This window comes from Spirosoma flavum, assembly GCF_042686045.1.
Taxonomy (GTDB): Bacteria; Bacteroidota; Bacteroidia; order Cytophagales; family Spirosomataceae; genus Spirosoma; species Spirosoma flavum.
In genome coordinates this window covers 1505259-1527865 of sequence record NZ_JBHUOM010000002.1, presented here as the reverse complement: position 1 = coordinate 1527865, position 22607 = coordinate 1505259, and the positions used below count along the sequence as shown (strand labels likewise).

Annotated in this window: 20 protein-coding genes; 7 read left to right on the top strand and 13 right to left on the bottom strand. The window is 47.2% G+C overall.

Annotated elements, in window-relative coordinates:
- Positions 1-13: 13 nt before the first annotated feature.
- From ACFS25_RS11780 to fumC, 5 genes are all read right to left on the bottom strand, one after another.
- Entirely contained in the window at positions 14-1126 is a 1113-nt protein-coding gene (locus tag ACFS25_RS11780) for an HlyD family secretion protein (RefSeq protein WP_381500367.1), read from the bottom strand.
- Positions 1127-1153: 27 nt separating this feature from the next.
- Positions 1154-2485: a TolC family protein gene (locus ACFS25_RS11775; RefSeq protein ID WP_381500364.1), complete on the bottom strand. Its 1332-nt coding sequence runs from the start codon at positions 2483-2485 to the stop codon at positions 1154-1156.
- Position 2486: 1 nt separating this feature from the next.
- Positions 2487-2918, bottom strand: a complete 432-nt coding sequence (locus ACFS25_RS11770; RefSeq protein ID WP_381500362.1) for a MarR family winged helix-turn-helix transcriptional regulator — start codon at positions 2916-2918, stop codon at positions 2487-2489.
- Positions 2919-3185: 267 nt separating this feature from the next.
- Positions 3186-4106, bottom strand: coding sequence for a restriction endonuclease (locus ACFS25_RS11765; protein WP_381500360.1), 921 nt, complete (start codon positions 4104-4106; stop codon positions 3186-3188).
- 164 nt (positions 4107-4270) lie between these two features.
- On the bottom strand, positions 4271-5671 hold the full coding sequence (gene fumC, locus ACFS25_RS11760; protein WP_381500357.1) for a class II fumarate hydratase: 1401 nt from the start codon (positions 5669-5671) through the stop codon (positions 4271-4273).
- A 276-nt stretch (positions 5672-5947) separates the two neighbouring features.
- Here fumC and ACFS25_RS11755 point away from each other — a divergent pair, with 276 nt between their 5' ends.
- The 3 genes from ACFS25_RS11755 (at position 5948) to ACFS25_RS11745 (ending at position 7410) form a co-directional block, all read left to right on the top strand.
- Positions 5948-6145 (top strand): hypothetical protein, encoded by a 198-nt coding sequence (locus tag ACFS25_RS11755; protein ID WP_381500355.1) that lies wholly within the window; start codon positions 5948-5950, stop codon positions 6143-6145.
- Positions 6146-6158: 13 nt separating this feature from the next.
- Positions 6159-6575 carry a helix-turn-helix domain-containing protein gene (locus ACFS25_RS11750; protein WP_381500352.1) on the top strand — a complete coding sequence of 139 codons (417 nt, stop codon included), beginning with the start codon at positions 6159-6161 and terminating at the stop codon, positions 6573-6575.
- Between the two features lie 70 nt (positions 6576-6645).
- Positions 6646-7410 (top strand): SDR family NAD(P)-dependent oxidoreductase, encoded by a 765-nt coding sequence (locus tag ACFS25_RS11745; RefSeq protein ID WP_381500349.1) that lies wholly within the window; start codon positions 6646-6648, stop codon positions 7408-7410.
- A gap of 200 nt (positions 7411-7610) precedes the next feature.
- On the opposite strand, the gene ACFS25_RS11740 is transcribed toward ACFS25_RS11745, so the two are convergent.
- The 7 genes from ACFS25_RS11740 to ACFS25_RS11710 form a co-directional block, all read right to left on the bottom strand.
- Positions 7611-8255 carry a class I SAM-dependent methyltransferase gene (locus tag ACFS25_RS11740; protein WP_381500346.1) on the bottom strand — a complete coding sequence of 215 codons (645 nt, stop codon included), beginning with the start codon at positions 8253-8255 and terminating at the stop codon, positions 7611-7613.
- Between the two features lie 11 nt (positions 8256-8266).
- Complete coding sequence (locus ACFS25_RS11735) at positions 8267-10726, bottom strand: tetratricopeptide repeat protein (RefSeq protein ID WP_381500343.1); 2460 nt, start codon at positions 10724-10726, stop codon at positions 8267-8269.
- Positions 10683-11813, bottom strand: a complete 1131-nt coding sequence (locus ACFS25_RS11730) for a hypothetical protein (protein ID WP_381500338.1) — start codon at positions 11811-11813, stop codon at positions 10683-10685. The genes ACFS25_RS11735 and ACFS25_RS11730 overlap by 44 nt, the downstream gene beginning before the upstream one ends.
- A gap of 60 nt (positions 11814-11873) precedes the next feature.
- Positions 11874-14204 carry a glycoside hydrolase family 65 protein gene (locus tag ACFS25_RS11725; RefSeq protein WP_381500336.1) on the bottom strand — a complete coding sequence of 777 codons (2331 nt, stop codon included), beginning with the start codon at positions 14202-14204 and terminating at the stop codon, positions 11874-11876.
- Between the two features lie 126 nt (positions 14205-14330).
- A complete protein-coding gene (locus ACFS25_RS11720) occupies positions 14331-14930 on the bottom strand; it encodes a nucleotidyltransferase family protein (protein ID WP_381500334.1) in 600 nt (199 codons plus the stop codon).
- 99 nt (positions 14931-15029) lie between these two features.
- The gene (gene truA, locus ACFS25_RS11715; protein WP_381500331.1) at positions 15030-15800 is read right to left on the bottom strand and encodes a tRNA pseudouridine(38-40) synthase TruA; all 771 of its coding nucleotides are present in this window, start codon (positions 15798-15800) and stop codon (positions 15030-15032) included.
- Positions 15801-16056: 256 nt separating this feature from the next.
- On the bottom strand, positions 16057-17277 hold the full coding sequence (locus ACFS25_RS11710; RefSeq protein WP_381500328.1) for a helix-turn-helix domain-containing protein: 1221 nt from the start codon (positions 17275-17277) through the stop codon (positions 16057-16059).
- A 134-nt stretch (positions 17278-17411) separates the two neighbouring features.
- Here ACFS25_RS11710 and ACFS25_RS11705 point away from each other — a divergent pair, with 134 nt between their 5' ends.
- From ACFS25_RS11705 to ACFS25_RS11690, 4 genes are all read left to right on the top strand, one after another.
- A complete protein-coding gene (locus tag ACFS25_RS11705; RefSeq protein ID WP_381500325.1) occupies positions 17412-18842 on the top strand; it encodes an aldehyde dehydrogenase family protein in 1431 nt (476 codons plus the stop codon).
- Positions 18843-18976: 134 nt separating this feature from the next.
- Complete coding sequence (locus tag ACFS25_RS11700; RefSeq protein ID WP_381500323.1) at positions 18977-19813, top strand: DUF5694 domain-containing protein; 837 nt, start codon at positions 18977-18979, stop codon at positions 19811-19813.
- 298 nt (positions 19814-20111) lie between these two features.
- Positions 20112-21293 (top strand): acyltransferase family protein, encoded by a 1182-nt coding sequence (locus tag ACFS25_RS11695; RefSeq protein ID WP_381500320.1) that lies wholly within the window; start codon positions 20112-20114, stop codon positions 21291-21293.
- Positions 21294-21520: 227 nt separating this feature from the next.
- Positions 21521-21877 carry a hypothetical protein gene (locus ACFS25_RS11690; protein ID WP_381500317.1) on the top strand — a complete coding sequence of 119 codons (357 nt, stop codon included), beginning with the start codon at positions 21521-21523 and terminating at the stop codon, positions 21875-21877.
- 37 nt (positions 21878-21914) lie between these two features.
- Here ACFS25_RS11690 and ACFS25_RS11685 read toward each other — a convergent pair whose 3' ends face one another.
- Entirely contained in the window at positions 21915-22604 is a 690-nt protein-coding gene (locus ACFS25_RS11685) for an SGNH/GDSL hydrolase family protein (protein WP_381500314.1), read from the bottom strand.
- Positions 22605-22607: the final 3 nt, after the last annotated feature.

Here is a 22607-nt window from a genome sequence, read left to right as displayed (position 1 = left end):
CCCGAACAAAAAGCTATTTTTTCTGTAAATCCACAGCAACCGTCACACTCATACCAGGGCGAAGTCTGGCGTAAAGCGGACTGTTTTTATCCAGATCAATACGAACCGGAACACGTTGTACCACTTTCACGTAGTTACCAGTAGCGTTGTCGGGAGGCAGCAAGGTAAACTTAGCACCCGTTGCACCCGCAAATGAACCGACGTGACCAACCAGTTTCTCGCCACCAAACGCATCGACATCAATGTCTACTGCCTGACCGGGTTGCATCTGATTTAGCTGCGTTTCTTTGAAGTTAGCCGTTACCCATAGTGACGAATTACCAACAATTGAGCAGAGTGCCTGTCCAGCCTGAACCAATTGGCCCACCTGTACCGACCGTTTCGATACAACACCCGAAGCGGGAGCCCGTACAATCGTATACGAAAGCTGAAGGTTAGCCAGGTCTAAATCCGTCTGACGCTGTTTGATAGTCGCCTGCGCTACTGAAATCTGGCCCTGGGTTGCCTTGCGCTGCGAGTTCGTAATACCCGTTTGCGTACCAGCCGCATTCACCTGCGACTGAGCTGTTTGCAACTGAGCTTGTGCAGCCATCACTTGAGCCTGAGCCGCATCGCGATCAGCCTGAATAGCATCAAATTGTTGCTGAGGAATGGTTTTTTCAGCCAGCAATCGGCTGTAACGCTCAAAATCTTGGTTGGATTTGCGAGCACGAGCCTGAGCCAATGCGACGTTAGCCTGTGCAGTAGCGACCTGATCGCGAGCCGTTTGTATACTCGCCTGTGAGTTTTGCACCGACGCCGATGCTACGTTTACCTGCGAGCGGGAAACCCTGTCGCCAGCCATCGCACTTTGCAAAGCCGCTTCGGCCTGAGCCACCCGGATCTTGTAATCGGCATCATCTAATACGACAAGCGTATCGCCTTCTTTTACAAACTGGTTGTCTTTGAAGCGGATTGCCTTCACATAACCACTCGCTTTCGGAATAACCGGGTTCACGTCGCCATCAATTTGGGCGTCGTCGGTGGTTTCATGACGTTGCAGGTACTGAAATTCACTATACCCAAAAAAGAGGGCAACAGCCAGGACAATAACGCCCCCTACACGGAATAAAGTTTTGGTATTCATGGTTTTGTATCGCTTAACGAAACGAGATTAATTAAGGTTGTTGCCCGTGGCTTTTAACAGGCGCTGATAGGCCAGTTGCGCGTCCACCGTAGCGTTGATAACATTGAGTTGTGCCTGAAGCAGAAAACTGTCAGCTTCCAGCAGGTCGGTCGAACCAACCAGCCCGTTGCGGAACCGGGATTCGGTCAGGCGGTAATTTTCCCGCGCCTGCCCTACCGCCGTACGGATAACGTTTTGCTGCTCTAAAGCCAGTTGGTAATTATTATAGGCTGTAACAACCTCAGATCGGATTTGATCGCTCTGCTGCTGACCCTGCAAATCAGCCTCATTAATAGCTGTTTTTGCGCTATTCAGTTTCCCTTTCATGTTGTAGAGAGAACCGATATTATAGGTCAACCCCAAGCCTAGGTTCCAGGCGCTCACAAACGAACTCCCTTCAGGAATGAGCCGGGCCGTTGGATTAATGTAATTATACCCGACCGATGCGCCAAGATGCGGATACATGATACTTTTGGTATTCCGTAACATGGCTTCGGCCGACTGTAGACGCAGCACGTTAGCCTGTACTTCGGGACGCGCCTGTACTGCTTGTGTCAGGAAGTTGCTTAGGGGTTCAACCGTAGCAACGGGGTTCGTTAATGTCGTATCGACGGCAACGGTTTGGTCGTCTGGCAAACCAACAAGTAGACTGAAATTGTACAAGGCCGTTTGGCGGGCTTTATCGACCTGTAAGCGACTCAGTTGCAGGTTATTTTTTTGCAGCTGGATTTTTAACACTTCGTTAGCCGTCACAATTCCTTCCTTTTCCAGGCTTCTGGCTTCGCGTTCTTTCTCGTCGAATTGTTTAATACTCTGATCAATTACCGTGGTTGACCGAATCAGCTTAACGATATTATAATACGCATCGGTTACGGTATAGACCAGTTCTGAGCGATTCCGCTTTGCGTCTAAGTGGCTGGCCCTGGCCAACAGCTTAGCTGACAGATCAGCAGACCGTTCGGCAAAGCCACCAAAAATTTCCTTGTTAACCGTAACGCCACCAATGGTCGCATTAAAAGCGCCAGCCGGGATAGTGACCAGCGATTTCCCATCGGCATCCTGGCCGAATGCAAACGGGCCGGTTAAGCTATAGCGCGAATAAGCCAGCGACGCATTCGCCGTTGGCAAACTACGATCTTTAGCTTCCTGCGAGCGGGCTTCAGCCGATTGGGTACGAGAATCGGCCAGTTTAATACCCTTGTTGTTTTGCAAAGCCAGTTGAATGGCCTTATCCAGCGGCATTGCAGATGGTGTTGTCTGGGCGTTTATGCAGCCCAAACTCAGCAACCACAGGCCAGCCCCTATTACGTACTTTTTCATTTTACCGATTTCTAATTTTATCCAAGCATATATTCATCATTCGTACTTCCTCATCAGTCAAATGGCTGACAACCGATTCAAAGTCCTTGAAATCAGCGGCTACATTTTCCACAAACCGATACGATTCTTCAGTAAGCCGCAGGTTGACCCGCCGACGATTTTGCGCGTCAACTTCACGCACGACTAAGTTTTTTGTTACCAATCGGTCAGTTAGTCGGGTCATATCTGAGTTCAGATCGGTCATTTTCTCCTTTAACTCGCCCGCAGTCAGGCTATTTGGAAATACTTCCGAAAGACGGCGAAGGGCAATGTATTGCTGGACTGACAGATCGAACGGCGCTAGTTTTTGTGCAAAATGATTGAAGATGTAGCCATCCGTCATATGCAGATTTTTGATTAGCCGGTGATATTCATTGACAAATTGCGTGTGCATGACTTTATATGAGCGTGTCAAAGGTATAACCGATATTCGTTTAAACAAATTTCGTTTAAACAACCTATATCAAGTGGCCATTTGCCTGCAGGACCGCGAGAAATCTCAATGACTTTTTTTAGTACAATAAAATCTTATTATTAGAATAATACAATAGTAAACTCATATTGTAAACGACTTATGAAGTCGTTCTAGGAGAGATATAGAGCCTAAATTTTAATAGTATTTTAACCTGTACCAAATGGATTCTTGACATACGAGAAAGCTCTATTCGTCAAAAAAAGCGTTATCCACTTCTTTCAATTCAATCTTTACTATTACCCGAACACCAACGTTATGATCAATCATGTAATTGGCTAATTGTTCACCATCAATCAAGACAATTTTTTTGTCTGTATGGTAATTAACAAAGTCAATAGCACCTTGCGTAAAGCGGCTTGTAGTTATGAATACCCCTTTACTTGTTCTACTACCCATCGCCCCTGCAAAACTCTGTAACGTTGGCCTATCAATATTATCTGCTCGTTTTTTCGCCTGAATGTAAATCTTATCTAAGCCTAGAATATCTTCATTAATAATACCGTCAATACCCTCATCATTAGTGCGTTGAGTCACTCGGCCTGCCTCTGCAAACGAACCGCCGTATCCCATGCTCAGTAAAACCTTTACAACTAAATCTTCAAAAAATTGCCAGGTGTTTGCTTTTACTCTTATTAGTAAATCTTGTACAAGCAACTGGCGTAATTGCTGATTTGCCCGTTCAATAGTTTCATTTGGATCAGATTGATTTAACTCCTGTACTAATTCATCTACAGATGGAGCAATTTGCTGTATTCCATTAGCTATAGGCTTAGAGAATAAAATGTATTCAGGATATTGTCGGAGGAAAGCTATGTTAATTGTTGCTGGATTTTGAGCAAGCACTGAGCGTCCTTTATCTGATATCTTAAAATACGAGCGTCGGGGGGATTCTATTAATCCTGCTTTTAATATATGTGTTTTCGTCCAAGCAACACGATTATCAAAAATTCGCTGTGTTCCAGAGGGAAGCAACTCCTGCCGATCTGAATCGGTTAAATTAAATGTTTTAGCTAAAGCTTCTACAGCTTCGCGCGGAGTATGCTCTAGCCCATCAGCACTGAATTTAAGTAGCGGTAGCATTAAAGATTGAAAGTCAGGTACAGGCATTACAAAGATTGAAGTATAGTCCGTTATTAGTACGATAAGTAAGCTGTGAGGTAAGTGATAGCTAAATATACAGATTTGACTATAGACAGAACTGTATAAAAAAATCAGACCCTACTTGGTGGTAGGGTCTGTAAACTTACTTATTAACGCTTTCGCAAAGCGAATTACTTAATCTCCCCCACCATATCTTCTGGTTTTACCCACTCATTAAACTCGTCTTCCGTCAGATAGCCGAGTTTGAGGGCGGTTTCCTTGAGCGTCGAGCCGGTTTTGTGGGCAGTCTGAGCAATTTCAGCCGCTTTGTAATAGCCAATTTTCGTGTTCAGGGCCGTTACCAGCATCAGCGACGAATCGACGTGTTTTTTGATGTTAGCTTCGATAGGTTCGATACCAACGGCGCACTTATCATTAAACGATACGCATACGTCGCCGATGAGCCGGGCTGAATGCAGGAAGTTAAAAATCATAACCGGCTTGAACACATTCAGTTCGAAGTGGCCGCTCATACCGCCAATATTGATCGCGACATCGTTGCCCATCACCTGCGCGGCCACCATTGTCATGGCTTCGCACTGCGTTGGATTTACTTTGCCCGGCATGATGGATGAACCTGGTTCATTATCGGGAATATGCAACTCACCGATGCCCGCACGGGGACCGGAGGACAGCATCCGGATATCGTTACCAATTTTCATCAGGCTGGCCGCAACGGTTTTCAGCGCACCGTGGGCTTCCACAATGGCGTCGTGTGCTGCCAAGGCTTCAAATTTATTTTCGGCGGTGATGAATGGCAGACCGGTTACGGTGGCAATATGTTTCGCTACATTCTCCGAGTAATTCGGGGGCGTATTGATGCCGGTACCAACAGCTGTGCCGCCCAATGCCAGTTCGCTCAAGTGAGCCAGCGAGTTATTGATAGCCCGCAGCCCGTGATCGAGTTGGGAGACATAGCCCGAAAACTCCTGCCCTACCGTCAATGGCGTGGCGTCCATGAAGTGCGTCCGACCGATCTTAACCACATGCATGAACTCCTTCGACTTAGCCGCTAGTGTATCGCGCAGTTTAGTGATGCCCGGAATGGTAACGTCAAGCAGAATTTTATAGGCCGCAATGTGCATGGCTGTTGGGAATGTATCGTTCGACGATTGTGACTTGTTTACATCATCATTGGGATGCAAAAATTTCTTCTCGTCGGAGAGTTGACCACCCTGCAAAACGTGCCCACGATACGCTACGACCTCGTTTACATTCATGTTCGACTGCGTACCCGAACCCGTTTGCCAGACCACGAGTGGGAATTGATCGTCCAGTTTTCCGGCCAGAATCTCGTCGCAGGCCTGACCAATAAGGTCGCTTTTTTCCTGAGTCAGTACACCCGCATCAAGGTTCGTGAGGGCGGCTGCTTTTTTAAGATACGCAAACGCCCGGATGATCTCGCGGGGCATTTTATTAATGTCCTGAGCAATTTTGAAGTTCTCGATAGAACGCTGGGTTTGAGCGCCCCAATAAACGTTGGCCGGGACTTGTACCTGGCCCATCGTGTCTTTTTCGATGCGGTATTCCATGAATAGACGAAAGATATAAGAAGTTAGACAAAAGACTGTCTGGCAATGATAACGGCAAAGGTAGGGCTGAACGGAACAGAGTTGAAATGAATTCTAATCTTTATAGACTAGTTGTCAATTAAGAGCCTTAAAACTATTATTTGTGTTTCACTGGCTAAACTTAAGCTCTTAACCAATTTCTTAACATTACCGGATAATCTTTCTTTAGTAACCCTCGAAGTACCTGAACAGGCTACCGTGTTTTCAGTTGACAAATTGAGTCTTCCAACTAATTGGATGGCAATTCCCTCTTTGGCTGAGTTAGTCTCGATAGCAGAACATTGGCAGAAAGAAATGAAATTCTGGCTCCTACGAGTCCCATCTGTTCACTCATCCATTGAGAAAAAATACCTCTTTAACCCACTCCATCCTGAACACGCAACGCTTAACCTGATTAGTATGGAACCACATCCGTTCGATCCGAGGTTAACGTAACAGTCTACTCAGTATGGCAACCAACAAACTACCCCAGAAAATAGCTGCCCGACAGCACGAAATTACTGCTGATTTTTTAGCAATAATAGACAGGCATTTGGCCGATATACTGGCCGAACGTGTCATAGATATGTATGAAATTCGGGATTTCGCCAACGAAATGAATATTCATCCAACACACCTGAGCAACACCATTAAACTGACAACCGGACAATCGCCCTGCTATTTCTTCGAAAGAAAGATTATGGATATTGCCCGAACGATGCTACATGATTCGCACCAGTCTATTAGTAGCATTGCCGTTACACTAACCTTCGACCCGTCGAACTTCACAAAGTTCTTCAAACGGTTTCAGGGTGTAACACCGAAGCAGTATCGGGAAGGGATTTTGCAGGAAGAACGGAAAAAAACTGAACTACTCACCATTTAATCTGAAACTGTCACCATAATACACAGTACTACGTTCCCCAACTTTGTGCCATCATTTAATGACAAACAGGATGGCAACGGAACACAAAATAGCATTAGTAACGGGTGGCAGTCGTGGGTTGGGTAAAAACATGGCTTCACGCCTAGCCGCCGATGGCATAGATATTATTCTGACCTATCGCTCACAAAAAGACGAAGCCGACGCAGTCGTACAGGAAATCGAACGATCGGGTCGTAAGGCGGTCGCATTACAGTTGGATGCTGGCGTAAGTAGCACGTTTGATTCGTTTATTCAACAAGTCTCAACTACATTATCGGAGAAATGGGATCGGTCTACCTTCGATTTCCTCATCAACAATGCCGGTATTGATGCGGCTTCACTTATTCCGCAAACGACCGAAGAAGCCTTTGACAGTCTGGTCAATATTCACTTTAAAGGCGTTTATTTCCTGACCCAGAAAGCCATTCCCCTACTCGCCGACAAGGGCTGTATCGTTAACGTATCGACAGGGTTGACCCGGTTTACGACACCCGGATACGCGGCCTACGCATCGATGAAAGGAGCCATTGAAATCTTCACCAAATACCTGGCAAAAGAACTGGGACCACGTGGTATACGGGCCAATCTGGTAGCACCCGGCATTATTGAAACTGACTTCACTAAAGCCGCGCGGGAAGCCCACCCGGAGATGGGGGCGTTCATTTCTTCACAAACGGCTTTGGGACGAATGGGCCTTCCCGATGACATTGGTGGTGTCGTTGCTTTTCTCTGCTCGACTGACGCCCGTTGGGTTACGGCCCAGCGTATTGAGGCATCTGGGGGCATGTTTTTATAAGAAATAGATACTGTAAGTAATTGCTTTACTGTGGCCTGCGAAACTCGCAGGCCATTTTTTGTCCAGTAAGCCAATAAATCAAGTCTGAATGTCGTGTTTAAAGCGCTCGTCGAAACGACCGTTTGCAAGGGGTTTTTAAAAAATATAACCGGCTGCAAAAGGAAGAGCAAACGTGTTCCCGGTCGTATTCGGAAACACGCCTACCGCTTCCATACCTCTGTTGAAACCATACCACCCACTTGAGGTTTACGCGCTCGAAGTGTTAGGCCAGCCCGGGCCATACATTGTTGCCAGTCAGCTAACGCCCCAACCCTAATTCCTGCGGTAAGCCCGAAAAACCGTATCATGCTCCACAAAAGAGCTTTCTGCCACCAACTATCCGTTTGCACAAAATCTGTAACAAACCATTGTCCAGTCGGCTTGAGAACAGACAACAGTTGGGGAATAAAGTTGACTTGCAAGGTCGTTTCGCTAAAAAGGTCCAGAACGAATGGAGTTATAATAACATCGAACGGTTCGCCTGGTAACAGCGTGGTTTCATCCCCAAGCCGAAATTCGACCGATCCCAGCAGTGATTTATGAACCATCCGCCGACTGGCACGGGCCAGCATTTGGGTCGACGTTTCGAGGTACACTACCCGTTTTGGCTGGCACCGTAGCAGCACTTGTTCCAGTAGCCAGCCCGTTCCTCCACCAACAATTAACACCGACGTTGCGGTCGGTATCTGATCCAGAAACACCAGTTGAGCTCGTTGCAGTTTGTGGCCAAATACGGTAAACGCAAGGGCATCGTAGACCGGAGCAATCCAGTTAAAATCACCGCTAGTACTCGTTTTAGCCACCATCTGTGCACGTTTTACTCGCCTGTCTGCTCACCAAACAAGAGAAAATCTTTATACATAGCACACTCACGAATCATTTCTTTATGAAACATCGTGTGGGTATGATTCTTAAAAAAATCGGTATACTGCGTGGCGTAGTTGGCTCTACGCAAGCCCCGCATATTCTTCACAAACGTTGAATCTTCTTCGTAGACATAGCCGTTGCGAATTTGCTCAATAGACTGTCGTACCGAAAAAGCATGCGCTTCGCACCGAGCAGCCATGTAGGCAGATCGGTCACCAACGGCGGGCGTTTTAGCCGCTTTTGCCGATTGCTCAAAATAATCACTGGCGTGCGATGTTGTATAGTAATCGGTATTCATCAGTGCGTCGAAGCGTTTTTGTTTCGCGACCGGATCGGTCGGAACGTCATAAACAGGCGGTTCGACCGCGCTCCAGTACGACTTTGCCAGAAGCCACGCGTTGCCGTACCAACTCAGATTCCAGGCTCCACACCCTAGTTGATAGTACAATTCAGCGGCTTGATCGCCCGTGGCCGATTTAGCCTGTTGCTCCAGATCAGCCATGCGCCGGGCAAACTGAACGGGTGTGTACGTATTCTTTCCCGATTCAGCAGGGAAGTTCACAACCCCGTCGGATGTGTGCACTTGGGGCATTTTGATGGCAAATGGATTCTTCTGAAAATACGTTGTAAAAGCCTCCTTCTCCCATGTTTTTGGATTCACTTTCACAAAGGCATCAGCGGCTTCCGCATAGTGATGTTCCATCATCAGTCGCCGTCCCAGCAAGAGATTCAGGTCGGTGTTGCTGATACCCGATAATTTTATCAACCGCTTGTCGAAATCGGTCAAATTGGCCTGGCTGGCAAACGCAATTGTTTGCTGAACGGTGGCCGACGAAACGGTATCCTCAATGGCACTCGGCTCGGTTGTGCTGGCAAAATACGTATCGGTGCCGGGCTGTGTCGTGATCACGGTCAACAGATACGCTTTCGCCTGATTTGGGCCATTCGTAGGCTGATTTTTCGGACGACTACAACTAAACAGCCCCCCACGTTTTGCTTCTTTTTCGTGCTGATATTTGGTGGCAAATTGCTTGCAGACTGAGATAAAAGCGTTGTTAATCCGAAAATTTCCCGTGCTATCAAATTCTTCCAGATAGCCAATCAACTGATTTTCAGCTTCTGGCGTAATCACATCGGTCTGAGTAGCCAATAAGAGCATACGCTGCACAGCAATCTGCGTTTTTAGGTGCTTATTTGTCGTCGGCAGCAAAACGGCTTGGTCCAGATGCGTTTGAGCAGCTTTGTACTCATGACCGATGTAGTCCAGATAAGCCGCAGCGGTGTACCAAAAGGCGGGATTACTCAACGCTTTATTGTCGGCTGATTCAAGCGCGAATGTCCGTAGTTTATCGAAATACGATGGGGCCTCGCTTTTTCGGTTTTCGAAAGCGGCTGAATCGGGACTATCAGTCAAGCTATTGCGGGTATACTCCTCGCCGGTCAAAAAGAAATAGTACTCGTTGCGATTGATCTCCCGCGCCATGATCAATTCAACCAGTGGATTTTGGGGTGTTAACCGAACAATTTCCTTGAGTAGACTGAGCGCGTCCTCGCCCGGCTGAATGGCACAGAGTGCATACACAGCCGCCCGCTCCCCATCGGTTTTGGCGTACTGCAACGCACTTTCCTGAAAGTGAATCCTATGCGTTCGTAAACTCGTTTCGGCTGCTTTCCGACGTGACGGACAACGGTCAAATACCTGCGCGAACTCATAGATAGCCTTTGCATGATCGCCCAAAGCCAGCGTAGCCCCCGCACGACGGCACAAGGCCCAATCGCTGATGAATGTCTTTTTAGGCAAAGGGCTAACCAATTGATCGTACAGTTGCTGTGCCCGTTTGTAGTCGCCAATTTCGCAGGCAAGTTTTACGGCCTGAAACGCATACCGTTCTTTCAGAAAGGCATCGTTTGTCGTGGTATACGCCTTTTGAGCATCATTAAGTAGTTGGGGGAGTTTCGTGCTGTCGGTTGGGGTATCTGTCGCCTTCCAGGGATTTCCCCGCCCATTGTCGGCGGCCCAGGCAAAGGTCAGATAGGCTACGGCGGTGGCGTTAGTTCGCCCTACTATCGACGTTAGCGACCGTACAGCATCAGCATCCTGGTTGTAAATCGCTTTACTGACAAGGGATTCCGATACGTTTCCACCCGCATACGTCGCCCAGGCTTTTATGTTCTCGTCAACAACTACACTATCGGTATACTGCCCGGCAACTTCAGACTCATTATAAAACTGTGGGCTAAACATATAGCGACTGTCTTCAGGTTGAACGGTCCCCGATTCAGGCATAAAAAAACTCATAAATTCACTCGGGTCGAATGAAGGGCCACAGGCGAAGCCAACCAGTACAGCAACTGACAGAGCAACACTACGGAAGCGGCCGAGTCCGAAAAAGGGTTTGGAGCGTTTCACGGGAATAGGACGAAAGGACGGTGGAATCGAGGTGGTAGAAAGCAAATGTAACCTGTTGATTCTGAATCAGGTCTACCAGCCGATCTTTTTCATTTACTAGGGCTTCGGGAGTAACGGCCTCAGCCCGAAACAGGTCGCCCCGCCAGATTGAAAATCCAAAAGCAACTGTATCGCGCGTGGCCCGAAATCGCATAGTGTCGGGTTGAGGGGCTAAGAAATCGAAGTTCGCTAGTGTCTTTCGGTCAATGTTGTTCAAAAACGTCAGAAAACGATTATTTCGGTAAACCACTGTCCAGCGAAACAGCGGCAGCACCACATCGAGCGGCAGCGGATATGTTGACACGAACGACAGGTATTGGTTAGCCACGTCGGCGTCATAAATGGAGTTGCGTGTGTCAGCCCGTTTCCAGTCGGCCACGTTATACAGCATCAGCATGCCCCGTGCTACAGATGGAATGCCCGTTTGATCGGTGTATTTAATTTGATGCAGGCGGATTGTTGCCGAGAGGGGGCAATGCAACTGGTTGGCTAACAGCGTAAGTAGCCGAAAATAGCGATCGCGGGTTCGGACACTCCAGTCGCAATCAATCTGCACTTCGCTAAACCGAATCGCATTTTGCTGGCTGATGCGCGTAATGGCTTGCGTAATATGCGTAGCCAATTCAGTTACCCCCGCAGGCGGCAGATTCATGAGTGTCCGGTTCGTGATAAATACAACCGGCACGACACTAGTGATGGGCTTTTGCCGAAACGTCACGAATGCTTTTGGTACAGCCTGCCGCGTACGGCTATCCCAATCGACATCAAAAAAGTGAATATATAATTTCTTGATCTTCAGAATTTTAAGCTGATCTACTTCCGAAAGGGTTGGCTTGTACGTCGTCTTCCAGTGATAAAAAGCGGGCGTTATCGGTCGGGACAATTCGGCATTTTGGCGATTCGTGGTTTGGTGCTCTGCGGCTCGGCGCTCCGTAGTTTGGCAGGTGATCATGAATAGACAAGCACAGAGTAACCAATAACCCGGCCAAACACGAACGGTTTCCGTTCGTGTTTGGCCGGGTTGTAACAGAACCTGTTTATCGTTCATTCAAGGAGCATCAATTAGGCCAGTCTATAAGATGGTCTAATTAGCGGCATAGACCATTAACTAAGCTTTATTTTTTACGCTCACCGTCTTCTGATTCGTCACCGTTACATCCTTTCCAAGCAGACTAATTGTAATGGGATTCTCCGAAAAATTCTGCACCGTTACGTCCTGCTGCGTGGTTGTTACCTGCAACAACGCCCCCCGAAAACGAATCTTGAACGCCAATGACTGCCAGTTGTCCGGGCAATAGGGATTCAGTACAACCCGAGGATCAGCCCCGTTTCCCGTTTCAATACGTAAGCCGCCAAAGCCTTTCACAACGGCCAGCCATGTACCAGCCATTGATGTAATATGGCACCCATCTTCGGTGTCGTTGTTGTAGTCGTCAAGATCGAGCCGGGCGGTGCGCAGATACATATCGTAGGCTTTCTCTTTCATGCCCAATTTCGACGCCTGAATGGAGTGAACGCAGGGCGAGAGCGACGATTCATGGACGGTCATGGGTTCATAAAAATCGAAATTACGCCGGAGCGTATCCGTATCGAACTCGTCCTCGAAGAAATATAATCCCTGCAACACGTCGGCTTGTTTGATGAAACACGACCGAAGAATTCGATCCCACGACCAGTTCTGGTTAATGGGTCGCTGTCCCTTTGGAATGTCCGAGACGGGCATCAGATCTTTGTCTAAAAAGCCTTCCTGTTGTAGAAAAACGCCTTTCTCGTCATCTTTAGGTAGGTACATTTTCTCAATAATCTGTCGGGCCGTTGACAGTTCTTTCTCTTCGCGGAAATGAATCCGATCAATCAGTTCAGCATATTTATCGGCATCCAGGGCTTTCACTTTCGCTACGGCTTCGGATGTGTAGCGGAGCGTCCAGGCGGCAATATAGTTGGTATACCAGTTGTTGTTAACGTTGTTTTCGTATTCGTTGGGTCCCGTTACACCCAGCATCACATAGTGTTCTTTGTCCTTCGACCAGTTTACGCGCTGGCTCCAGAACCGACTGATAGCAATAAGCACTTCCAGCCCATATTCCACCAAATAGTGTTCGTCGCCCGTATAGCGAACGTAATCATAGATGGCGTAGGCAATGGCTCCGTTGCGGTGGATTTCTTCAAACGTGATTTCCCATTCGTTATGGCACTCTTCGCCATTCATGGTCACCATCGGATATAGCGCGGCCCCGGCCCGAAAACCAAGTTTCTGCGCATTTTCGATGGCTTTCCCGAGTTGCTTGTAGCGGTAAACCAGCAGGTTCTTCGCTACTTTCTGGTCGGCTGTGGCGAGGTAGAACGGCAGACAATAGGCTTCAGTATCCCAATACGTCGAACCGCCATATTTCTCACCGGTGAACCCCTTTGGTCCAATGTTCAAGCGTTCGTCCTCACCGGTATACGTCTGGTTTAACTGGAAAATATTGAACCGAATGCCTTGTTGGGCAGCAATATCGCCCTCAATAATGATGTCGTTCGTTTTCCATTTATCAGCCCAGGCTTGTTTCTGCTCGAACAGCATCTTATCGAAGCCTTTCCGCGTAATGCGCTGAATACACTGGTGAGCGTCTTTGATAATTATATCCGGGTCGTAATTGAGCGACGACAGGTTCACGGCGTACTTATAAATGACCGTTTCCTGACCTTTCCGGCAGTCGAGTGTGATGCGGTTTGCTACGTACTTTTCGTACTTGATTGGCTGCGACTGGTAGTCAACTTTTACGCCATCCTGTTCAATCTCAACGCACATACCCGTTGCGACGTGGAAACCCGTTTTTCGCGTACGGAGTTCAATATAAGCTTCGCCGTAGCCGGTTTCTTTCCGCACCTCATCCCAAAACGTTTCGTCGTAATTAGCATCCCGGTTGCGAATATCGCCGTTGATATAGGGTGTAATAGTGATTTTAGCGTCGAAATTCAACGGTTTAATGGCGTAGCGAATGGCCCCAGCCTCGTCGTCAATGATCGAACAAAATCGCTTGGCGTTGACCTGTAGTTCTTTGCCACTCTTGAGAACGGCCACAAACGAACGTTCGAGGTAGCCTTCCTGCATGTTCAGCACCCGCCGAAAATCGCGCACCTCACACTGATTCAGATCAAGCGATTCATATTCAATATCAATGTCGATACCAATCCAGTTGGCGGCATTCAGTACTTTGGCAAAATATTCGGGGTAGCCGTTTTTCCACCAGCCTACGCGGGTTTTGTCGGGGTAATACACACCCGCCACATAGTTACCCTGCAAGGTTTTGCCGGTAAATTTCTCTTCAAATGAACCACGTCCGCCAAGTCGGCCATTGCCGAGCGACATCACACTTTCGGTAATTTCGTTAAAGTCACGGTGGAACCCTTCTTCAACAATATTCCAGGGGTCCTGTGTAATGTAATTTTTCATCCAAATTAATGATTGTAGGGTATAGATTTTAGGCGTGCTCTAAACACAAAGGTATCCATTTCCACTTTGTCTGTCGTAAAACTCAAGGTATTGTCGCCCCAAGACTTCGCTCCGGCGAACCAGTCGCTACTGGGCCAGTACCTGCTGAAATAGATCAACATCGCGTTTGGAATCCAGATCAATAGCACCGGCTTCAAATGGCACTTCCGAACAGTCGTTGCGGTGCCGGACAATAACCCATTTCACACTTTTATCGCCTTCTAATTGGAGAAGTTCGGTGATATAATCGCGGTGAAAAAAGGCTGGTACACTTATTTGTGTGCCGTATCGACAGGCCACAATACCTTTTGCCTCGTCATTGTGTACGTCAAGCATGTGCAGCAGCAAGCCCAGCGATACCAGCGGCTGATCGGCATGCAAAACCAACACACCATCAATGTCTTTTTGGGTCAGATACAGAGCTGCTAGTCCCGTTTTAAGCGACGATGCCTGCCCCGTTGGCCAGCTTGGGTTATCGACCAGCGTAATGGGCAAACCGGTTAATTCGGGCACAATTACAGTGCGGTTTGCCCCCAAAACAACCACAACCGGGCCGCGTTGTATAGCTAGGGCACTTTCTGTTATCCGACGCAAAAGCGTCTGACCTTTATAAGTGATCAACTGCTTGGGTTCACCGCCCATGCGCGACGAGTCACCAGCGGCTAATATGATAGTTCCGAGTGTCAAGAGAAATCATTTTTAATGAAAGATACCAAATAAAAAGTAAACCAGCGGGTCGTCGGCGTGGTAAAAAAGCAACTGTTTTTCCTGCCTTTATTCACTCGTTCACCGCTCTAACGGCCTGTTCTTTCGCTGTGAAAATACGTCGGTGGGATAACCGACTTCAACCAGTGAAAGCCCTTCTGCCGGAACCGCATGCCCGGCCCGTTTTCGGTTTCTGGCCAGAATAATCTGCTCAAATTCAGCCACACTAAGCCGGTCCTGCCCCACCGCCAGCAATGTTCCGACAATGGCCCGCACCATTCCCCTCAGAAACCGATCGGCCCGGATGTGAAAGACTAAATCGCCGTTATTTTTTTGTTCCCAATACGCCCACTCAATCTGACAGATAAAGGTTCGAACATCGGTCTTTACCTTACTAAAGCTTTCATAATCAGTATAGTGCAATAGTAGTTTAGCCGCTTCATTCATACGGTCAATAGCTAACGGCATCGTAAAGACATACACCAGTCCATCGCGAAATGGGTCTTTCCAGCGGCTGATCTGGTATTGATAGTAGCGAAATGTTGCGGTAAAACGCGCATGATCATCGGAACGAACGGGAAAGCAATCGTACACGGCAATATCTGAAGGAATGAGACTATTTATTGACCGAAGTAAATGTGCAGGCAAAATTGTATCCACTTCAAAATGAGCAAATTGCTCACCCGCATGAACACCAGCATCAGTCCGGCCACTGCCCACAATGGCTATGGGTTGTCGCAGTACGGTCGTTAATGCTGTTTCCAGTACTTCCTGAACGCTCAGCCCGTTTAGCTGTCGCTGCCAGCCATGGTAATTTGTGCCCCGGTATGCCAGTTGGAGAAAATAACGCATAATTAGGCAAAAATAGGGTTTGTCGGCGAGTCAAAAACAAGGAGAAGCTTTGGTTTCAGGAAAATACCTAAAGCCAAAGCCTGTGCGTCAAAAAACAAAGAAACGAAATAACATTAATAGCTCAAATGCCAAGTAGATTAGTCCCTATCAATACGAAAAACAACGTATTATTTCTAACTAGTTACCAACGGCAGAGTTTTTCGCAGTCGAAAAACACCCTAAACCCTGAGGGAATGGTCTTCAGCGTATCGCCATGTTACAGACGTTCGACTTCAAATCGTAGCTCGTCAACCAACTGTCTCAGCCGGTCGGTATTGGGTGCCGGAGGGGGCAGTTGCTGGCTCACGAACGCACAAACTTCCCACACTTCCAGCACGTCTTTCAACGCTACTTCCCGATTGGGAATGTCGGCCCGGTCGGCGGTCATGAGCAGCGTGCCTTTCACTTTTACCTGGTTGTATACCCGACGGCAGCAAACTGCCGCGCCCACATTAGCCGAAGCATCGGACCGTTGTGCCTGGATAAGCAGGACATACAATTTCCCATCGGCAATGTCGAACCAGTTTCTAATAAACTTCCCAACGAGTAAGGCTCTCGGAAAAACAAAATCATCGCCAGCCTCAAAAGCACGATAGTGGCCCTCGGGCAATGTTGGTAAATGCATGGCCGGAAGCCGATGCAGAAAATCAGTATGCTGATACCGTTGCGAATAATCTGAAAACTGACGCTGCATCACCACCGGAATAGTTGGAGCAATTGACTGAGCCGGCGAATTGGGCCGGACAGAGGCAGCGGGCCCCTCGTATACGTTATTAAAGGTCAGTGAATCAGCAGCATGGCTGTGTGCTGTCGAAGGCGCTGGTCGCGGCTCTGGTTGTGAATTAAAAAGCTCATCAAGCGACGACCGACCACGTTCCGGCGTATTGCCCGCAGGAAATTCAGGCTTAAACGTCATCGGTTGGGGTCGTTCGTTTCCTGCCTGAGTTGGCCGCACCGGGGGCGTAATGACCGGCGGTGCTGGTGTCGGTCGGCTTTCGTCCTGTGTCCGGTAGTACTTGTTCAGCACCGACGAGAGCGGTTGAGGTTCGGGGGTTGGGGTAGCGGGTTGGGCCAATCCCGGCGTGGCAAAAATATCGGGAAAGTCAGGGTGCTGAAACGGGTCGTCCTCATCGGGATTCACTTTGCCATCTGTTCGGATGGTTGACGACCGCGACTCAACAGCTTTGCTCGCCTGGCCAAGTGGAATACTAAGGCTTGGCGTTTCGCGAAGTTTACGGAGGTCCTGCCGCGTTAGCAGTTCAACGGTTGTGTTAAACGCTTTAGCAATGGCTTGTATATTTTGTCCGTTCGGATTAGCACGACCTTCTTCGTATGCCCCTAATAACGAACGCTTTATATTTATTTTACGGGAAAATTGCTCCTGCGTCAAACCATTTAGTTTGCGCAGATAGCGGATGTTGTCACTAACGAGTGTCATCCAGGTATGGAGTTTACTAAAGTTTCAGCTAAGATAAACGATTCGTGTTTTAAATGCCAATGCCCGTCCGTTTGGGCAGTTTTTTGTATTTTTAACGCATTCATTTGGCTCATTCATTGACGAAATCTTCCAGTATGATTCCCCTACTCTCCGAAACCGACTTGCACAGCGACCTGCGGACGGCGTTTGATACTCAACGTCAACAGGCTTCCCAGATGGCGCTGACAACTGCCGACCAGCGAATTGAACGCATCCGACGAATTCAGATCTGGATCAAGACCCACGAGACTGACATTCAACGGGCCATGTACGACGACTTTCGAAAGCCGTCGGCTGAAGTGACGCTGGGTGAATTAATGGCGCTTCATGCCGAGATTAAGCACACGATTCGGCAGTTGAAAGGCTGGATGAAACCTCAGCGATTGCCAACGCCAATGGGTCTAATTGGTACCAAGAGCCATTTACGGCATGAACCCAAGGGAAATGTGCTCATTATTGCTCCCTGGAATTACCCCTTTGTGCTGACCATACGCCCGTTGGTGTCGGCCATTGCCGCCGGAAACGTAGCGATGCTGAAACCATCAGAGTTGACACCCCACACAGCCGGGCTTATTAAACAGATGATTACAGACCTGTTTCCTGCCGAAGAAGTGGTTGTTTTCGAGGGAGATGCCGACGTATCAAAAGCGCTGCTGGAACTTCCCTTTAATCATATTTTCTTCACCGGAAGCCCAGCCGTGGGGCGGGTTGTGATGACCGCTGCCGCGAAGCACCTGGCATCCGTTACGCTGGAGTTAGGCGGCAAGTCACCCGCTATTGTCGATGAGTCGGCTGATATCAAACAAGCCGCCGGACAATTGGCGTGGGGTAAGTGTATCAACAATGGGCAGACTTGCATTGCGCCCGACTATCTACTTGTCCATCAATCTATTAAGCAACCTTTCATGCAGGCTCTGCGCAACACGCTGACGAGTATGTACAGCCCCGACGGTAAGCCCGTAGAAGCCTCGGACAGTTACGCCCGTATTGTAAACAATCGCCATTTCGAACGAATTCGAGATTTAGTAAACGATGCGGTTAGCAAAGGGGCGTCCATAACCCATGGTGGTCTGATGAATGCCGATCAGAACTTCATTGAACCGACGGTGCTGGAGGATGTAACCGACGACATGCGCGTTATGCAGGACGAGATTTTCGGTCCGGTGCTTCCCGTGTTAACCTACACCAATCTGGACGACGCGTTGCGGATTGTGAACCAACGCGAGAAACCGCTAGCGCTCTATATTCACAGCCAAAACCGCAAAACCACGCAGTATATTCTGGACCGCACATCCGCAGGAGACACCGTCGTGAACGATACATTAATTCAATTCGGTAATGTCGAATTGCCCTTTGGCGGTGTCAATAACAGCGGTTTGGGCAAGTCGAACGGTTTTTTTAGTTTTCAGGAATTCTCCAATCAGCGGGGAGTAATGCAGCGCGAATTTGGCACCATGAAATTCATTTATCCACCCTATACAGCTAAAGTTAAGAAGCTGATTAATTTTATTGTAAAATACTTGTAAATAGAGCGATAAACACTGATTTCAGGATTAATAACGCATTGGATAGGCCAGAAATTTCCTATCAGATAAGGCGTATTTTATACGTCAGCCCACATAATTATCCTCATACAACAGCCAGAAACAGCTCAATTTTTATGAAGAAACGTTTTTTCACCTTCCTTCTATCACTCTTAGCCTGGACCGCTTTTAGCCAGCAGGCTCAACCCGATATACCGAATATAAAAGTAGTGTTAGTTGGTACCTTTCATTTTGGCGATACGGGTGATAGAGGTCGAACGGCGTTTGATGATTTGTTTTCTCCGAAAAGACAAGCTGAGTTTCAATCATTTACAAATCAGCTGGCCCGATTGAAACCCGACAAGATATTTGTCGAAAATGTGCCCGCTCGTCAGCCACACTGGGATAGTACGCTCACTCTTTATCAGCAAAAACGGTTAGATACCAACTCAGTCCGAAATGAGATCTTTCAGATAGCGGTTCGGGTAGCCAGTAAAGCTGGCTTGTCGCAGGTAATTTGCGTTGATCATCATCAATCACTGCCTTACGACAAACTCCAGGACTTCGAGAAACGAACTGAAAAAGACTCAGTCGCTCAGAAAAAGATGGCAGCCTACAAGCTATTAAGTTTGCAGTATCCGTACCCTAAACAAACTCAAAAGCTGGCTACCTCCACACTGGCAAGCTATTACCTGTACATTAATTCGCCCCAGGCAGATGCAAGTAATCGTGCTGATTATTTCGTCTACAGCCCAGCTTATGGGTATGATGATGACTACACGGGAGTCGAAATGATTACGAGTTGGTATGACCGAAATGCGAAAATTTTTACGAACATATTAAGGAAGGCTGACCCTAAGGACAAGGTATATATTGTTCTGTTTGGCTCTTCGCATATGTTGCCCTTGCGGCATTATTTCCAGAACAGTCCCCTGTTTGACGTAGTGGATTTATCGTCAGTTATCAAGCCCTAAACGTTATGCCTTTCCTGGAGGAAACCGCAAAGGCTGGTATCTCTGCAAGCAGCCCTTATCCAACAGACGCATAAACAGACCGTTTTTGATTAGTACCCATTTTTGGGTAGTCAAGAAATATCTGCCAAGAGAGGCGTAGTTTATAGTACTAATTAAATATATAATTGTATTTTATATATTCAGGCAGTATGAATTACCTTACTATACTAGAAACCTGCGGGTCTCAATACGGTCAGATGCAACTTTCCTGACTTTCCCTTCTCATTAAGGTAATCAACTCTCATCCCTTAAATCGTGTATGAAAACTGGTAATGCCCGATCGGTTTGGCTTGATTATCTACGTGCCTTCGTTACTCTGTTGGTTATCGCTCATCATTCGGCGTTAGCTTATCCAACGTTCGCTCACTTTGACCCTACTCACTACATCTGGTCGACTGCTCCTATCGTTGATGATAGTCGTTGGTCAGGTATGGACACATTTATTGGCTTCAATGATCTGTTTTTCATGCCGCTCATGTTTTTGATTAGCGGGTTGTTTGTCTATCAAGGTCTTGGCAAAAAGGGAATAAAAGCCTACTTAACAAACCGATTTATTCGGCTGGGTATTCCTTTTTTAATCGCTGAAGTGTTGCTTATCCCGGTAGCGTATATGCCTTCTTTTTATCAAGCGACGCATTCCACCCACTTCGTCCCTTTCGTAAACGATTACGTTAGTACTCAACAGTGGCCAGTAGGACCTCCTTGGTTTATTTGGCTATTGCTCGCGTTTGATAGCGTTGCCGTCATAATTTTTAGCCGTCAGCCCTCCTTTTTTCCCGCCGTTGGTAATTGGCTGGCCAACTTGAGCAAGCATCCCATGCGCTTAAGTGCAGTAATTTATGGGCTAGTTGCGCTCAGCCTGATTCCGCTAAGTTTGTGGGTAGGTCAATATACCTGGGTGGGACGGTGGGGGCCTTTCGATTTTCAACTCAACCGGCTCTTATTTTACTTGTTCTTTTTTCTGTTAGGAAGTTGTTTGGGCGCTACGGATTGGCAAAATCACCTCTTTAGGCAAGGCAAACTTTTTGGTAAAGACTGGCTATTCTGGCTCGGACTAAGTCTGGTTTGTTATATAGTAGTTATAAACATTTCGAGTTTTGGGGCTAACCAGGTTAAACAAGGGAAGTTGAGTCCTACAGAAGGATACTTTCTTTATGACCTGGTTTTCGTTGCCAGTTGTCTGGCTAGCATGAGTGCCTGTCTAAGTTTTTTTAAGCAAAAAATCAGTAAACCTATGAGTGGCTGGGGCAGTCTATCAGCAAATGCCTATGGCATTTACGTGGTGCATTATGGGTTTGTCACGTGGCTTCAGTTTGCTTTTCTGGGAGTTAACTTACCGGTTATTGTTAAATTTATTTTTGTCTTTTCGGGCACCTTGAGCCTGAGTTGGTTGAGTAGCCGTTTGGCTAGACGAAGCTCACTCATCGCACAGATCTTGTAGTTTTTTTGACTGTATTTTATGTAAAGCTACTATCCATCTAACCAATACAATTCTTATTTTAGAGGGCGAAGCCGGTGATTTTCACGTCGGAACGATTTCTCTTCACAGAAATTTAATTGTAGAAATTGCCTAAAATAAGTTCAACTTGTCAGTAAATCTGACGTAAAATAATTTTTACATAAATTTCGTGTCCTAACTATTTGTTGTGATCGCTACCATGACTAGCTATGAAAACACATGAACAATTGGTAGAAGAGGTGTATAACAATACAAGCTTCCGAGCTGAGTTTATGAGTTACGTAAAATTATGGAAAACCCTTAAAACAGAGCAACAAATCAGACCCAAAGCCCCTTCTGCACCCAATCAAAGTGGGGCCAAGTTTATTAGTTATCACGACATGATTACAGGAGCGACAAAAGTAGATCCTGACTCACCACTTGTCTCAAAATGTAAGCGTGGAATAGCGTTACTCTATTCTTCTCTATTTAGAGGTCTATCAGTAGTTCATAAAGTAGATGCAGAAGAAGCCAGGAGGTTAATAGTTGGGGTAGCTGAACGAATCGAACAAATGGATTCACGTTAACTATTTGCAAAAAATACTAGTGTCCCGTTTGAAAAGCTTAGGTGAAGTATGGCTTGATAACGGCCCATATTCGACTGGCAATCAGGCGCATTCCCTTATCCGAAGGATGAATTCCGACTCCTTTATTTGTATACTGTCTCTGAGCCATGTTCGTTGAATCAGCGGATAAATCACTTAGATGAACAAATGGGTATTGCTTTTGCTTTGCATAAGCCTGAATTAAGGGATTGACATGTTTCTTTACCCAAAAGCCATCTGTGATTACTTTAACAGCTCGGTTATCAGGATCAAGGTAGGTGATGAGTTTGTCATAATTAGCCACAAACCCACTATCAGCGGCCTGTTCGTCAACAACGTTTTCGGCAAGGCGCATAATCAGTAAGTCAGGGTTACGAAGCGAATCAAGACGATTCATAGCATAGTGGTTATACGACCGCTCCCAGTTGGCAACATTAAGATACTGAACGGTTACGGTTTCCTTACTCCGATGGATATCGCGAATTAAACAGTGGACAAAGTCACTATCGGCTACAGAAGCGGCCATTCCCCAATCGTTGGGCCACCCAATTGACGGAGCAGGCGGATGACGAACAATCGAATTGCCTAGTATAAGCACAGTCCTAATAGGTTGCTGCTGAACAGAATGGTTGGTTAACGAATGCTCAACTACCTGTTGTGATAAGGCAGCTAACAAGATCAGAAAACCAACGACCGATGGTTGTATCATACT

Excerpts from the sequence above, each read along its gene's own strand:
- ACFS25_RS11780 (WP_381500367.1), bottom strand. The coding sequence starts at position 1,126 with ATGAATACCAAAACTTTATTCCGTGTAGGGGGCGTTATTGTCCTGGCT.
- ACFS25_RS11775 (WP_381500364.1), bottom strand. The coding sequence starts at position 2,485 with ATGAAAAAGTACGTAATAGGGGCTGGCCTGTGGTTGCTGAGTTTGGGC.
- ACFS25_RS11770 (WP_381500362.1), bottom strand. The coding sequence starts at position 2,918 with ATGCACACGCAATTTGTCAATGAATATCACCGGCTAATCAAAAATCTG.
- ACFS25_RS11765 (WP_381500360.1), bottom strand. The coding sequence starts at position 4,106 with ATGCCTGTACCTGACTTTCAATCTTTAATGCTACCGCTACTTAAATTC.
- fumC (WP_381500357.1), bottom strand. The coding sequence starts at position 5,671 with ATGGAATACCGCATCGAAAAAGACACGATGGGCCAGGTACAAGTCCCG.
- ACFS25_RS11755 (WP_381500355.1), top strand. The coding sequence starts at position 5,948 with ATGGCAATTCCCTCTTTGGCTGAGTTAGTCTCGATAGCAGAACATTGG.
- ACFS25_RS11750 (WP_381500352.1), top strand. The coding sequence starts at position 6,159 with ATGGCAACCAACAAACTACCCCAGAAAATAGCTGCCCGACAGCACGAA.
- ACFS25_RS11745 (WP_381500349.1), top strand. The coding sequence starts at position 6,646 with ATGGCAACGGAACACAAAATAGCATTAGTAACGGGTGGCAGTCGTGGG.
- ACFS25_RS11740 (WP_381500346.1), bottom strand. The coding sequence starts at position 8,255 with ATGGTGGCTAAAACGAGTACTAGCGGTGATTTTAACTGGATTGCTCCG.
- ACFS25_RS11730 (WP_381500338.1), bottom strand. The coding sequence starts at position 11,813 with ATGAACGATAAACAGGTTCTGTTACAACCCGGCCAAACACGAACGGAA.
- ACFS25_RS11725 (WP_381500336.1), bottom strand. The coding sequence starts at position 14,204 with ATGAAAAATTACATTACACAGGACCCCTGGAATATTGTTGAAGAAGGG.
- truA (WP_381500331.1), bottom strand. The coding sequence starts at position 15,800 with ATGCGTTATTTTCTCCAACTGGCATACCGGGGCACAAATTACCATGGC.
- ACFS25_RS11710 (WP_381500328.1), bottom strand. The coding sequence starts at position 17,277 with ATGACACTCGTTAGTGACAACATCCGCTATCTGCGCAAACTAAATGGT.
- ACFS25_RS11705 (WP_381500325.1), top strand. The coding sequence starts at position 17,412 with ATGATTCCCCTACTCTCCGAAACCGACTTGCACAGCGACCTGCGGACG.
- ACFS25_RS11700 (WP_381500323.1), top strand. The coding sequence starts at position 18,977 with ATGAAGAAACGTTTTTTCACCTTCCTTCTATCACTCTTAGCCTGGACC.
- ACFS25_RS11695 (WP_381500320.1), top strand. The coding sequence starts at position 20,112 with ATGAAAACTGGTAATGCCCGATCGGTTTGGCTTGATTATCTACGTGCC.
- ACFS25_RS11690 (WP_381500317.1), top strand. The coding sequence starts at position 21,521 with ATGAAAACACATGAACAATTGGTAGAAGAGGTGTATAACAATACAAGC.
- ACFS25_RS11685 (WP_381500314.1), bottom strand. The coding sequence starts at position 22,604 with ATGATACAACCATCGGTCGTTGGTTTTCTGATCTTGTTAGCTGCCTTA.